At 59.0% G+C, this 13,253-nt stretch carries 12 protein-coding genes and 1 pseudogene; all 13 read right to left on the bottom strand.

The genetic code is table 11. From position 1 onward, the window contains the following. Position 1 precedes the first annotated feature (1 nt). Complete coding sequence (gene phnF, locus CFII64_RS05725) at positions 2 to 706, bottom strand: phosphonate metabolism transcriptional regulator PhnF (RefSeq protein WP_044901181.1); 705 nt, start codon at positions 704 to 706, stop codon at positions 2 to 4. A 36-nt stretch (positions 707 to 742) separates the two neighbouring features. Further along, entirely contained in the window at positions 743 to 1,537 is a 795-nt protein-coding gene (gene phnE, locus CFII64_RS05720; RefSeq protein ID WP_020289826.1) for a phosphonate ABC transporter, permease protein PhnE, read from the bottom strand. Positions 1,538 to 1,589: 52 nt separating this feature from the next. Then, complete coding sequence (gene phnD / locus CFII64_RS05715) at positions 1,590 to 2,594, bottom strand: phosphonate ABC transporter substrate-binding protein (protein WP_020289825.1); 1,005 nt, start codon at positions 2,592 to 2,594, stop codon at positions 1,590 to 1,592. A gap of 75 nt (positions 2,595 to 2,669) precedes the next feature. Next, entirely contained in the window at positions 2,670 to 3,503 is an 834-nt protein-coding gene (phnC, locus tag CFII64_RS05710; RefSeq protein ID WP_020289824.1) for a phosphonate ABC transporter ATP-binding protein, read from the bottom strand. A 270-nt stretch (positions 3,504 to 3,773) separates the two neighbouring features. Continuing rightward, the gene (locus tag CFII64_RS30470) at positions 3,774 to 4,538 is read right to left on the bottom strand and encodes a methyl-accepting chemotaxis protein (RefSeq protein WP_371106423.1); all 765 of its coding nucleotides are present in this window, start codon (positions 4,536 to 4,538) and stop codon (positions 3,774 to 3,776) included. 93 nt (positions 4,539 to 4,631) lie between these two features. Beyond that, positions 4,632 to 5,663 (bottom strand): annotated as a pseudogene (locus CFII64_RS30465) (cache domain-containing protein); the annotation flags it as partial. Positions 5,664 to 5,867: 204 nt separating this feature from the next. Then, the gene (locus tag CFII64_RS05700) at positions 5,868 to 6,857 is read right to left on the bottom strand and encodes an oligopeptide/dipeptide ABC transporter ATP-binding protein (protein ID WP_020289822.1); all 990 of its coding nucleotides are present in this window, start codon (positions 6,855 to 6,857) and stop codon (positions 5,868 to 5,870) included. Beyond that, positions 6,854 to 7,873 carry an ABC transporter ATP-binding protein gene (locus CFII64_RS05695; protein WP_020289821.1) on the bottom strand — a complete coding sequence of 340 codons (1,020 nt, stop codon included), beginning with the start codon at positions 7,871 to 7,873 and terminating at the stop codon, positions 6,854 to 6,856. Before CFII64_RS05695 ends, CFII64_RS05700 begins: the two co-directional genes overlap by 4 nt. 2 nt (positions 7,874 to 7,875) lie before the next feature. After that, on the bottom strand, positions 7,876 to 8,775 hold the full coding sequence (ddpC, locus tag CFII64_RS05690; RefSeq protein WP_052026577.1) for a D,D-dipeptide ABC transporter permease: 900 nt from the start codon (positions 8,773 to 8,775) through the stop codon (positions 7,876 to 7,878). Between the two features lies 1 nt (position 8,776). Then, positions 8,777 to 9,793, bottom strand: a complete 1,017-nt coding sequence (locus CFII64_RS05685; RefSeq protein WP_020289819.1) for an ABC transporter permease — start codon at positions 9,791 to 9,793, stop codon at positions 8,777 to 8,779. Positions 9,794 to 9,921: 128 nt separating this feature from the next. After that, on the bottom strand, positions 9,922 to 11,490 hold the full coding sequence (locus CFII64_RS05680; RefSeq protein WP_020289818.1) for an ABC transporter substrate-binding protein: 1,569 nt from the start codon (positions 11,488 to 11,490) through the stop codon (positions 9,922 to 9,924). 171 nt (positions 11,491 to 11,661) lie between these two features. Further along, positions 11,662 to 12,222: a D-alanyl-D-alanine dipeptidase gene (gene ddpX / locus CFII64_RS05675; protein ID WP_020289817.1), complete on the bottom strand. Its 561-nt coding sequence runs from the start codon at positions 12,220 to 12,222 to the stop codon at positions 11,662 to 11,664. Between the two features lie 59 nt (positions 12,223 to 12,281). Beyond that, positions 12,282 to 13,142, bottom strand: a complete 861-nt coding sequence (locus tag CFII64_RS05670; protein ID WP_020289816.1) for a MurR/RpiR family transcriptional regulator — start codon at positions 13,140 to 13,142, stop codon at positions 12,282 to 12,284. Positions 13,143 to 13,253 lie beyond the last annotated feature (111 nt).

Genomic DNA, 13,253 nt, shown 5'->3' with positions numbered 1-13,253 from the left:
ATCACGTAATGACCTGATACTGGAAGCGGTCGGAGCGGCTGGTGGAACGGGACAGTTCCACCGGATTGCCGGCATCGTCCCGAGAAACGGTGAGCACGGTGAGTACCGGTAAATGCCGGGGCATCATCAACAGTCCGGCTTCTTCACGGCTGGGCAAACGTGAGCCGATCAGGCTCAGGATCCGCGTCAACGGCAACTGGCGCGCAGCGAAGAACTGCCGCAATGAGCCACTTCGATAAGCCCCAAGCATTTCACTGCGGCTGGCACAGAAGCGATGCCGGATCAGGCTGACCGGCTGACCGTCAAGGCGGCGCAAGGTGCTCAGCTCGATCAGCGATGCGTATTCGGCGACGCCCAAATGTTGAGCGTCTTCAGCAGTCGCCAGGCACTCATTGCGATGCAGCAGCGTTGCTTCAACCCCCAGACCCAGCGCTGACAATGACTGGCTGTAGGCGCTGTCGGCCTGCACCGGATAAATCAACCGGCGCTCCAGCACCTGCGTGCCTTTGCCCTGGCGGCGCAGCACGCAGCCTTCGCGCACCAGTTCGTCGATGGCCCGGCGGATGGTGTGGCGGTTGACGGCGAAGCGCGCGGCCAGCTGGATTTCGGCGGGCAGATAATCCCCGGCGCGATAACCGTCCAGTTCGTTGCGCAAGGTGTCAGCCAGTTCGCGGTACACCGGTTCTGCTTGTCTAGACATTTCCATGGTTAAAAAAAGCGCAGCAAAGCGCCCCCTCTCCTTCTAGATGAACTGCTTGCGCAAGCGCTGGGACACGATGTCGATGGCGCTTACCACGACGATGATCACCAGCAATACCGCGCAGGTCTGGGTGAACTGAAAGGCGCGGATGTTTTCCCAGAGGATCACGCCGATGCCGCCCGCGCCGACCATGCCCACCACCGTCGCCGAGCGTACGTTGGATTCGAAGCGATACAACGCGTAGGAAATCCACAGCGGCATGACTTGCGGGATCACCCCGTAGATCACTTCCTGCAAGGCACTGGCGCCAGTGGCGCGCACCCCTTCAACCGGTCCCGGATCGATGGCTTCCACCGCTTCGGCGAACAGCTTGGCGAGCACGCCGGTGGTGCTGATCCACAGCGCCAGGACACCAGCAAAAGGCCCAAGACCGACAGCCACCACGAACAACATGGCGAAGACCATTTCATTGATGGAGCGAAAGGAATCCATGACCCGACGCAGTGGCTGGTGAATCCACCACGGGGTGATGTTGTCGGCGCACAAAATGCCCAGCGGCACCGAGCAGACAATCGCCAGCACCGTGCCCCACAGCGCGATTTGCACGGTGACGATCATTTCCTTGAGGTATGAACGCCATTCATGGAAGTCCGGCGGGAAGAAGTCGGCAGCGAAGGTCGCCATGTTTCCTGAGTCGCGATACAGCGCCAACGGGTTCATTTCGGCGCCATGCCAGGCCCAGGCCAACATCGCCAGAAACAGACCCCAACCCAGGTATTGCGGCCAGGTGCGCTTGCCCACGGCCTGGACATATGCAGCGTGCGTAGTGCTCGTCATAAATAGCTCTCGGTGGCAGCAACGGGCGCGGCACAACACCGCGCCCGGTCAATCAACCGGCAGTGGCCGTGTTTTTCTTCTCAAGCTCGGTGATGCGGTCTTGCAGCTTGGTCAGGCCGGCGTCGATGTCTTTCAGGCGCTTGGCTTTTTCGTCGGCATCCAGCGTGGTGCTGGCCACCACTTCGGTGCGCTGCTTGAACAGATCCAGCTGACGGATTGGCAACAATTGGTCATCGCTGGATTTGAGGAACTTGCCTAGCTGCATACCTTTGAGCACGGCTTTTTCTTCGTCGGTGTTGCCATAGTCAGCGAAAAATTCGCGGATCCTGGCTTTGTTCTCATCCGACAGCGCCTTGCTCCAGACCATCGGGTCGGCCGGGATCAATGGCGATTTCCAGATCACCTTGAGCTTGGCGGCCATGTCCGGCTGGGTGACTTCCAGACGATCCCAGCTCTCGGTATTGAAGGTGGCGACATCCAGTTGCCCCTTGGCGACGCTGAGGGCGTTTACTTCATGGCTGGAGTTGAGCGTGCGTTTGAACGCCGTGGCAGCATCGACATTGTTCTTGGCAAACACGTAGTAGCCCGGGACCAGATAGCCGGAGGTGGAGTTTGGATCACCATTGCCGAAGGTCAGGGTCTTGGCGTTTTTGAGCATGTCCTCGACCGAATTGATCGGACTGTCCTTGCGGGCAATGATCACGCTCCAGTAACCCGCCGCGCCATTGGCGGCTGCGGTCTGGGCGAAGATTTCACCGTTGGAACGGTCCACCGCTTCCATCGCCGCCTTGTTGCCCAGCCACGCCACATCCACCTTGTTAAAGCGCATGCCCTGAATCAGGCCGGCATAGTCCGAAGCAAAGGTCGCGTTGACCTTCAGACCGGTTTTTTTGCCCATATCATCCAGAAACGGCTGCCAGATGCTCTTGAGGTTCTGCGACGATTCGGTAGACATGATGCCGAAGTTGATGACTTTCTCGTCGGCATGGGCGGTGCCCAGCAAGCAACTGCCCAGCAAGGCAGCAGACACGACGACGCGACCAATACGGTTCAACATGGAAGCACTCCTGAAGTGGTGTTCATGGATTGGCTGTTGGTTTTATTGCGGTATTCGTGAGTCAGGTGTCGCCGCTCAAACGCGGGCGAGCGCCAGTTTGGGTGGCTGCGCGGTGCGTCGACCTTCCTCGGAAATCATCAGGCTGGTGTCCACATCCGCGCCATATAGGTCATTGAGGAACTGGCTGCTGAGGCCATGGGCAAGGCCGTCGTAATGAATGCGACCGCCCTTGAGCGCCACGGCCCGCGGGCAATAACGCACGGCGTAATCCACCTGATGCAGGGTGACGACCACGGTCTTGCGGTCAGTGCGATTGATGTCGGCGAGGATTTCCATGACCTTGCGCGCCGATTCCGGATCGAGTGAGGCGATGGGTTCATCGGCGAGGATGACTTCGGCGCGCTGGGTCAACGCCCGGGCAATCGCTACACGCTGCTGCTGGCCGCCGGACAGGGTCGAGGCCCGTTGTGCAGCGAGGTCGGCCAGGCCAACGCGGTCCAGGGATTCCATGGCCCGCTGTTTTTCTGCGGCATTGAACAAGCCGAAGTTGCCGCGCCAGCCGGGCATGCGCCCCAGGCAACCGATGAGCACGTTGTCCAGCACGCTGAGGCGATTGACCAAATTGAACTGCTGGAAGATGTAGCCGATGTCCGAGCGCAGATGGCGCACTTTGCCATTGAGGCGTCCGCTGGACTGCACTTCACGGCCCAGCACCTCGACCCGGCCGCCGTTGCTGCGATCGCAGCAGGCCAGGCCCGCCAGATGACGCAACAGCGTGGATTTACCCGAGCCGGAGGCGCCGATCAAGGCCACCATTTCACCGGGTTGTATAGACAACGCAAGGTCAACCAAAGCGGGCTTGCGCGCAAAAGTCTTGTTCAGACGTTCGACATGGATGGCTGCGGACATAGGCTTCTCTGTCTGGTTGCGCAGCCGGAATGGCCGCTTGGGTGCAACAAACAGTAGATCCGGGGTATTTCAGCGGGATGAACCGAACATGACGGTTGGGTAACCGTTTGGTGAAAGGTTGAGCACGGAAAGGCTGGCGCACTGACATAAATGTATGGGAGCCGGGCTTGCTCGCGATAGCATCAAATCAGTCGATCAATGGTTCGAATGACAGATCCTGTCGCGAGCACGCTCGGCTCCTGCAGCGTCCGTTTCAGATAAAGCTTCGAATCAAATCCGGAACGTCCCCACCAAATGCTGCAGACGCGCCGCCTGTTCTTCCAGGTGGCCGCAGGCATCCAGCGTGAGCTTGAGGTTGTCGACGCCTTCCTGGTTGAGGGTATTGATCTGGGTAATGTCGACGTTGATGGACTCCACTACCGCAGTCTGCTCTTCGGTAGCCGCCGCAACGGACTGGTTCATGCCGTTGATTTCGTCGATGCGGCGGGTCACGCTGCTCAAGCGTTCGCCCGCCTGGTTGGCAACGGTGACGCTGCTTTCGCTCTGACGCTGGCTTTCGGTCATGGTGACCACTGCTTCGCGCGCGCCGACTTGCAGCTCTTCGATCATGGTCCGCACTTGCTGCGCAGAATCTTGCGTGCGGTGCGCCAGGTTACGAACTTCATCGGCGACCACCGCAAAGCCGCGCCCGGCCTCTCCGGCCCGCGCAGCTTCGATAGCGGCGTTGAGTGCCAGCAAGTTGGTCTGCTGGGAAATGCTGGTGATCACTTCCAGAATTTGCCCGATGTTCACCGTCTTGCCGTTCAGGCTTTCGATGTTGGCGCAGGATTCGCTGATTTTCGACGACAGCTCATTCATCGCCGTGATCGTCTGCTGCACCACTTTCTGGCCATCGCCTGCCAGTTCACTGGCATCCGCCGAGTGCTGGGAAGTGCGCGCGGCATTCTGGGCAATTTCCTGCGCCGCTGCGCCCAACTGGTTGATCGCCGCCGCCACGCTTTCGGTGCGGTTGGCCTGCTGATCGGAGTTGGTCATGGACGAGTTCGAAGCCCGGACCACGCGCAACGCGACTTCGCCCAGCTGACCGGCAGTGGACGCCACTTCACGGATCGAGCCGTGGATACGTTCAACAAAGTGGTTGAACGACTGCGCCAGGGCACCGAATTCATCCTGGGACGTAATTGCCAGACGCTTGGTCAGGTCGCCGTCGCCGTCAGCGATATCGCGCATGGCGCGGCCCATCTGGTGCAGCGGCTGCATCAGGACGCGGATCAGCAGACCGAGCAGCAGGATAATGATCACTACGGAAATCACCATCGCGGTGATGGCCGAGGTGCGGAACTCACCGAGCATCGCATAGGCCGCATCCTGGTCCAGAACCAGCGCCACATACCAGTTGGCTGACGAAACGCCCTCAACTTTGGTCAGCGACATGATTTCGGCTTTACCCGAAGATTGAATTTCCCGCACGCCAGCCGTGATTGCCGGAGCGTCGTCCGGGTAAGCCTCGCTGATGTTTTTAAGGATCAGTTTGCTGTCCGGGTGAATCAGGATCTTGCCTTCGCCGCTGACAATGAACGCATAACCATGACCGCCAAAATTCAGCGAGTTGATGGTTTTACTGATGCTGTCCAGGGATATATCCGCACCGGCGACGCCAATGAACTGATTCTGGTATTTAACCGGCGTGGCCAACGTCACCACCAGTTTCCCGGAAGAGGCGGCGATGTAGGGTTCGGTCACGACAGTGCCGGAAGCGTTTTGCGCGGCTTTATACCAGCCCCGCGCACGCGGATCGTAATCAGCCGCGCGATTGCCGGCGGGTACGGAAAACATCACGCCGTCGATACTGCCGAAATAACTGAGCTGGAAGTTATCGCTGTAGGCCGGCACGCCGATGGCGCGCTGCAGCTCCGGCAGGCCCTTGCCGTCGGCGGCGATACGTTGAGACATGGATTGCAGCAATTGCGTGCGACTGTCGAGCCAGGTCTGGATATTCTGCGTCGTCAAACTGCCAAGCTGTTGCAACTCGGCAAATACATTGGTTTTCAGTGTTTCGCGTTGTCGATAGTCGTTCACGACAATAAAACAAGTAAACGCGACAACCACAACCAATGCGGCGGCGAGCAGGATCTTCCTGCTGAAACCCAGACTTTTCATCATTACGGACATTTCCACTACAAAAGAACAACAACGGGAGCGGCGTATTCTGAGATAACAGAGAATGCCGTGCGGCGTTGTACTGGTCTTCTTAATAAAAGGAAAGTCGCTTCTTTTGAATATATCTTGCAGATTGCCACTATCAGACGGATGACATTGAAAGGGCCGGATCCAGACGATGCGGCCCTGCCGATGCAGATCAAGCTAGCTGCGCACAACCGACTGCAAATGGCAGCGCACCTGGGCTTCTCCACCGCTGGCGGTTGCCAATAGTTGCGGCTTGTCACAGCCGACTGTCGCTTTCGGGCAGCGGTCACGGAAGAAACAGCCGGTCGGAAGTCGGCGATTGCCGGGTAGTTCAGTCGGCGCGGCGACCTGAGAATTGTCCAGTGGCGCACCCAGGCGCGGCACCGCATCGAGCAGCAGTTGCGTGTAAGGATGGCGCGGCTGTTCCAGCACCTCGGCAGCGCTGCCCAGTTCGACGATTTGGCCCAGGTACATCACCGCAACCCGGTCCGCCATGTGCCGCACCACCGACACGTTGTGGGAGATCAGGATATAAGTCAGGTCGCGGCTGCGTTGCAGTTCGGCCAGCAGATTCAGAATTTGCGCCTGCACCGAGATATCCAGTGCCGAGGTCGGTTCGTCGAGGACGATAATGTCCGGGTCAGACGACAAGGCCCGTGCGATGGCAATCCGCTGCCGCTGACCGCCGGAAAACTGATGGGCGAAACGATCCAGGTACTCGGGACGGATGCCCACCTGCGACGCAACTCTTGCCGCGATCTCACGCATTTCCCGACGCGGGACCGTGCGTTGCACGTACAGCGGCTCGGTGATGATCTTCCAGACCGGCAAGCGCGGATCCAGCGACGACTGCGGATCCTGAAAAACGATCTGCACATTGCTGCTGCGCTCTCGCGCATCGTTGTAGATCCAGTCGACGCTGCCCAGGGTGGGCTTGATCAAACCCATCAGCAACTGGGCCAGGGTGCTCTTGCCACAGCCGGATTCGCCCACCACACCCAGTGTTTCTCCGGCGCGCACTTGCAGGTCGAGACCGTTCAGGGCGTGAGCGACGCCTTTCGGCCGCCCGAGCCAGTCGCTGCCCACCGGAAAATGCACCCGGACATCGTTGAGGGCAAGGATCGCCGAGTTATCTTCCGGCAGGCGTTTACGTGCGTTATTGATCATGAAGCTTGCTCCTGAACGTTCAGCCAGCAGGCGCTCTTGCGCACGCCTGCTGCATCAATGGCCAGCAGCGGCGGACGCTCCAGGCACTTGGGCATGGCGAACGCGCAACGATCGCGAAACGTGCAGCCGTCGGGCAAGGCGGACAGGTTCGGCACCTGACCGGGAATCGTCATCAGGGCTTCACCGGGCCGGACTTGCTCGGGCAGTCCGCTCAACAGGCCCTTTGTATAAGGATGACGCGGATCGGCCATGACCTGGGCAGTATCGCCCTGCTCCACCACCGCGCCGGTGTACATCACGTAAACCCGGTCGCAGAACTGCGAAACCAGCGCCATGTCGTGAGTAATCAGCAAAATCGCCGTGCCCCGCTCACGGGCTTTTTCGCGCAGTAACAACAGCACCTGACGTTGCACGGTGACATCCAGCGCCGTGGTCGGCTCGTCGGCGATCAACAACTGCGGGTCACAGGAAAACGCCAGGGCGATCATCACCCGTTGGCGCATGCCGCCGGACAGTTCGAACGGATAGCTTTCCAGCACCTGCTCCGGGTCGGCGATGTGCATGTCGCGCAGCAATGCAATCGCTTTGCTTCGCGCCTGATCCTTGCTCAAACGCTGGTGATGAATGATGACATCGGTCATTTGCCTGCCGATGCGCCGGGTAGGATTCAGGGCGGTCATCGGTTCCTGAAAAATCATCGCAACATCGCGCCCGCGCACCTTCAACAGTTCTTTTTCCCTGGCCGCCAGCATGTCCCGGCCGAGGATATGCAGACTGCCAGCGGCAACCCGATAACTGCGCTCCGGCAGCAAACGCAGGCTCAACATGGCCGTCACTGATTTGCCAGAGCCTGACTCGCCAATCACACCGACGATCTCGCCGGGATTGACATGCAGGGAGACGCCATTGAGTGCCTTGACCGTGCTGCGATAGGCCGGGAATTCAATGCTCAGGTTATCAATGGTCAATACCGGCGCGAGGCTCGGTGCCGGGATGTTAGCGCTATGAGTAGGCATGGTCATTTCCCCTGTTGCCGCGGATCGAGCAAGTCGCGCACGCCGTCGCCCAGCAGATTGAAACCGGTGGCGGTGAGCAGAATCGCCAGACCGGGAAAAGTCGAATACCACCATTGATCAAGTATGTAGTTGCGCCCGGTTGCGACCATCGCGCCCCATTCCGCTGTCGGCTGTTGCGCACCCAGGCCGATGAAGCCCAGCGCCGAAGCCATGAGAATCGCCGCACCGATATCCAGGCTCAGTTGCACCAGCAACGGCGGCGTGGCATTGCGCGCCACGTGCCAGAGCACGATGTGCCAGCGCCCCGCGCCGAAGGTCTGCGCCGCTTTGACGTAGCCCATCTGCCGAATGCTCAGTGCCTGGCCACGAGCCAGCCGCACATAGAACGGAATTCGCACCAGGGTAATGGCCAACATGGCGTTGAACAGGCTTGGACCCAGCGCCGCCGTCAGGGCCATGATCAGCACCAGCGATGGCACCGAGAGCATGATGTCCATCAGGCGCATGATCAGACTGTCGAAACGACCGCCAATGACCCCGGACATGCAACCCAGCAAACCGCCGATCAGGCAGGAAGTGAATGCGACAAACAGGCCGACGCCCACGGATTGCTGGCTGCCGTACAACACACGGCTCAACAGATCGCGGCCGACTTCGTCCGTGCCGAACCAGTGCTGCGCCGATGGCGGCGCGAGGCGGTGAATCAGGTCCAGCGCATTGGGATCATAAGGCGCCAGCCACGGCGCGAAAATCATGCAAAACAGTACAAAGGCGCTGATGACCAGACCGGCGATGGTCAGCGGGCTGCGGCCGATCTGATAGCGCAAATAGGCAAACCGTTCCCGCCACGCAGGGGTTTGCGCCACAGCCGGAATGCTCAAGGGCGTGAGTGGAGTCGTCATGTCAGTTGACCTCGCCGATACGTGGGTCGATCAGGCGATAGACAAGATCGATTGCCATGTTGAGCAGTACATAGATGAAGGAAACCACGATCGCAAAGCCCATTACTGCCGGAAAATCCAGCGACTGGATCGACTTGACCACGTAGGCGCCCATGCCTGGCCAGGCGAATACCGTTTCGGTCAGCACTGCGCCATACAGCAGATCGCCCAAGGTCAGGCCCAGCACCGTCACGGATGGAATCAATGCATTGGGCAGCGCATGGCGCAAAATCACCGCCCACTTCGACAAACCATAAGCTCGCGCGGTGCGAATGTAATCCTCGCCCAATTGATCGAGCATTGCCGAGCGTATCTGCCGCGCGATCACCCCAAGATTGACGAAGCCCAGGGTCACAGCGGGCAGAAGCAAATGCTGTGCGGCATTCTTGAACAACTCCCAGTCGCCCATCAGCAACGCGTCAATCAGATAGAAACCGGTGATGGTTCGCGGTGGCGTCAGGCCTTCATCCAGCCGGCCACTGCCTGGCAGCCAGTTCAAGTGGCCGTAGAACAGCACGATCAAACCGAGGCCAAGCCAGAACGCCGGGGTGGAAATACCGGTGACCGCCAGCGTGCGGGCAATCTGGTCAATGGCGCGGTTGTGGTACACCGCCGACAGCACGCCCAGCGGCACGCCGATCAGGATCGACAACAACAGAGCGGCAAGCGCCAGTTCCAGAGTCGCCGGAAAATACGCCTGCAAATCCTCAAGGACCGGGCGGCTGGTGCGGATCGACGTACCCAGATCGCCTTGCAGCAGATCGAGCATGTAGCGGCCATATTGCTGATAGAGCGGCAAATCCAGCCCCAACTGATGACGGATGTTGGCAACAATGGCATCGCTGGCCCGGTCGCCCGCGATCAGCCGGGCCGGGTCGCCGGGAATCAGGTGAGAAATCGCAAAAGTGATCACGGAAACGCCAATCACGACCAGCAGCAGGCCGAACAGACGTTTGCGCAGAATATTCAGGAAGGCCATCAGGCACCTCGGTCACGCTATAAATGGCAATTCAAAACGATTGCCTTGGGCACAGCGTTGCAGCACTCCCCTCTTTCTCAAGCAGGGAAGCGCCGAACGTTTACGGTCGAACGGATGAACCAGTGACGTTACTTGGTGATCGTCGCCACGTTGAACACTTGTTCCAGCATCGGATTGAACACGTAGCCTTTGACGTTATCGCGCATCGGCAAGGTGTAGGCCTTCTGGTACAGATAGGCGTAGACGCTGTCATTGAGGACGATCTTCTGTGCCTGCTGGTACAGCTCGGTCCGCTTGCCAGCGTCGTTGGTGGCCGCTGACTCACGAATCAGCTTGTCCACCGCAGGGTTTTCGTAAAATGAGCGGTTACCGGCCAGGCCTTGCAGCTTGGAGTCGAACCAGAAGTTCATGAACATGTACGGATCGGCAAAGTCCGGGCTCCAGGAGCCGATGGCAATGTCGAAATCACCGCTGCCCAGCCGCTCACGCAGGGTGGCGTTGGCCAGTTTTTCCATTTTCAGGTTGATGCCTAATGGTTGCAGGCCCGCTTGCAGGGTCAGGCCGATAGGCTCCCAGTTCGGATCCTTGTCGGAATACATGAAGTTGAGGGCACTGATCTTGCTCGGCACCTTGGCCAGATCGGCCTTGGCCTTGGCAAGATCCTGTTTCGGGACCGGCAACTTCTCGTCGTACGCCCACATGCCTTGTGGAATCGGACCATTCATAGGCTTGGCCTTGCCTTTGAGAATGCCGTTGATGATGCCGTTGTAGTCCAGGGCGTCGACAATCGCCCGGCGTGCATCCGGGTTATTCATCGGCGCCTTTTTGTTGTTCAGGTACAGCAGCGTGACCCGCAACGACGGGAAGTCGCCAATGACCACGCCAGACTTCTTGCCCAGGGCTTCAAGCTGGTCTTCGGGCATGTCCTCGATAATGTCCAGGTCGCCATGTTCCAGTTGCAGACGCCGTACCGAGGCTTCGCCGATGATCTTCACCACGACCTTGTTCAGCGTCGGCTTGGGACCGGCGTAATAGCTGTTGTGCTCCATGGTTAGCGATTGGCCCTTCTGCCAGCCGGTCAGCTTGAACGCCCCGGAGCCCGCCGTGTGGGTCGACAGATAAGCATCGGCACCTTCGGCTTTTTTCGCCACCTCCGGGTTGATGATGGCGGCGCCGTTGTGGGCCAGGGTCGACAGGAATGGCGCGTAAGGCGTCTTCAACGTGAAGCGCACTGTCAGCGGATCGACCACGGAAACCGCCATGTCATCCGGGAATGCCCCGGACGGGCCCTGCTTGAGCTTCATGACCCGATCGAAGGAGAACTTGACCGCGTCGGCATTGACGTCGGTACCGTCATCGAACTTGTTACCCGATTTGAGCTTGAACTCCCAAACCAGACTGTCAGCCGAGGTGGTCCAGCCGGACGCCAGTTCGCCTTGCACTTCGGTGCTGCCTTTGCCGTTCTCGACCTTGTAGGAAACCAGTCGCTGATAGGCGGGATAAGTCACCGTCCAGTCGTTGTTATCGATGGTCACTGCCGGGTCGAGCGTCTGTGGGTCGGCAGGTTTGCCAATCATCAAAACGTCCTTGGGCACTGCAGCACTGGCGGACTGCCAGGCACCCAGCCCCATGGCTGTACACAGCAGTGCCATGACGAGATTGCGCGGATTCAAGCGCGGGTTGCAAAGAGAGTTCATGCCGGTTCCTTGATCATTCGATGTGTGGAAGTTCGTCAGGTTTTTTATTGAAGCTATACCGGGCAGTTCAAACTCGGACTTGCGTCCGATAACGGCGTGTTCTTCAGGAAGATCACGCCGGATTCAAGCCGGGATTCATGGTCGTCCCGGTCCTATAAAACGTCAGTGCGGTCAGTGGCTGGCGGTGCGGATGGTTTCCTCTTCGATCAAAGGATAGTCATCGGCTTCTGGCAATTCGTAGTGCCACCATTCGCTGTCGATGTGCCGGAAACCCGAAGCCAGCATGATGCCCAGCAGCATCAGCCGATTGCGTTGCACCGCAGGCGGCAGATCGGCATAAAACTGATGAGAAGGTTCACGCATGTCATCGAAACCGGTGCCCATGTCCAGCGGCTGGCCGTCCGCATCGAGCAGCGTCAGGTCGACTGCGACACCCCGGCTGTGATGCGAACCCAGGCTGGGGTCACGCACATATTCCGGATTCGGCAGCGCCTGCCAGAGTAGAAGCTGTGCATACGGCGGGCGATAGGCATCGAAAATCCGCAGCCGGTAACCCGCCTGGCGCGCCAGGCGGCTGGCCAGACGCAGACAACGCTCGGCATCCACATGCAGCAGGCAGCGCGGGTCCTGATAAATCACCTTGCCAGCCAGATTGTCGGCACCGGCATAAATCAGATCGATCTCGACCTGCAAGGCATTGGCGTCGACTTCGACAAGTGGGCTGTTGTTCACGCGATTACTCCAGTGACAGATACGTGGATCATTAAAGGGCAACTCGACGGCCTGACCTGTTATTCAAACTGGCCGAACACTTCCTGCAACTGCCGATTCTTCGCCAGGCGCTCGTCGAGGCTGTCGCCATATCGCTCGGCCACTGCGGACACCATCAGATTGAACAGGCATGCCAGCGGTGCCGGTGAATCCCAGAACTGCCCGACGTCGGACTTCAGTTGCAGCAGATCAAGGGGGAAATCACGCGCCCATGGACAATGGAAATCGGTGATCAAGGCCAACGGCAACTGCTGATTGCTTGCAGCCTCACAGAACTTGCGGGTCATGCTGGAATAGGTTCGGAAGTCGGCAATGATTGCGTAAGGGTTTGCAAAATCGGAGTTCAACGACTCCGCATAGGTCCCGGACAAACCATCTACGTAGTAGACCTTTGGCCGGATGTATTCCAGGTGACTGAAGAACGTATTGAGGATGCCGCGGGTGGTTTGCACGCCGACGATAAATACCGCATCGGCGGCATGAATGCGTTCGACAATACTGGCAAACGCTTCGCTGCGCGCCAGGGCATAGACGTGCTGGATCGCCTCCAGTTCGCGATTCAACGAACGCTCCAGCGCGTCGCCTTGGGTAGCCTCTTCACGGAAGGCGCCCAGTCGATCAGTCAGCACCCAACTGTGCGGGGACGCGCCGCGCAGGCTTTGTTTCACATCATCGATATTGCGATAGCCCAGGGAGCGAAAAAACCGCCCCACGGAAATTCCGGTGGTGCCCGTCTGTTGGGCGATGCTGTCCGCCGTCTCGAACGGCAGTTGTTGCGGATTGGCCAGCAGGTAACCGGCAATACGCTTGCCAGTCGGCGTCAGCTCAGTGAAGCGCTGCTCCAGGGTGTCGAGAAAGCTGGGAGTTGGCGTGGAATTCATGCTGGTTTCAGCATCCTGCTCGGCGCGAGAAATGTTAGAAATGACTCACGCCACCTCGAAGTGTTATCAACATAACATTCGATTTCGAGGGATTACAACGTCTTTTTTCGT

Source organism: Pseudomonas sp. CFII64, assembly GCF_000416235.1.
GTDB lineage: Bacteria > Pseudomonadota > Gammaproteobacteria > Pseudomonadales > Pseudomonadaceae > Aquipseudomonas.
This window is presented reverse-complemented; position numbering and strand designations above follow the sequence as displayed.

Bases quoted from the DNA above. Each gene is read 5' to 3' on its own strand.
- CFII64_RS05680 (WP_020289818.1), bottom strand. From the start codon at position 11,490: ATGAACTCTCTTTGCAACCCGCGCTTGAATCCGCGCAATCTCGTCATG.
- phnD (WP_020289825.1), bottom strand. From the start codon at position 2,594: ATGTTGAACCGTATTGGTCGCGTCGTCGTGTCTGCTGCCTTGCTGGGC.
- phnE (WP_020289826.1), bottom strand. From the start codon at position 1,537: ATGACGAGCACTACGCACGCTGCATATGTCCAGGCCGTGGGCAAGCGC.
- phnC (WP_020289824.1), bottom strand. From the start codon at position 3,503: ATGTCCGCAGCCATCCATGTCGAACGTCTGAACAAGACTTTTGCGCGC.
- ddpC (WP_052026577.1), bottom strand. From the start codon at position 8,775: ATGACGACTCCACTCACGCCCTTGAGCATTCCGGCTGTGGCGCAAACC.
- CFII64_RS05695 (WP_020289821.1), bottom strand. From the start codon at position 7,873: ATGCCTACTCATAGCGCTAACATCCCGGCACCGAGCCTCGCGCCGGTA.
- phnF (WP_044901181.1), bottom strand. From the start codon at position 706: ATGGAAATGTCTAGACAAGCAGAACCGGTGTACCGCGAACTGGCTGAC.
- CFII64_RS30470 (WP_371106423.1), bottom strand. From the start codon at position 4,538: ATGACCAACTCCGATCAGCAGGCCAACCGCACCGAAAGCGTGGCGGCG.
- CFII64_RS05670 (WP_020289816.1), bottom strand. From the start codon at position 13,142: ATGAATTCCACGCCAACTCCCAGCTTTCTCGACACCCTGGAGCAGCGC.
- CFII64_RS05685 (WP_020289819.1), bottom strand. From the start codon at position 9,793: ATGGCCTTCCTGAATATTCTGCGCAAACGTCTGTTCGGCCTGCTGCTG.
- CFII64_RS05700 (WP_020289822.1), bottom strand. From the start codon at position 6,857: ATGATCAATAACGCACGTAAACGCCTGCCGGAAGATAACTCGGCGATC.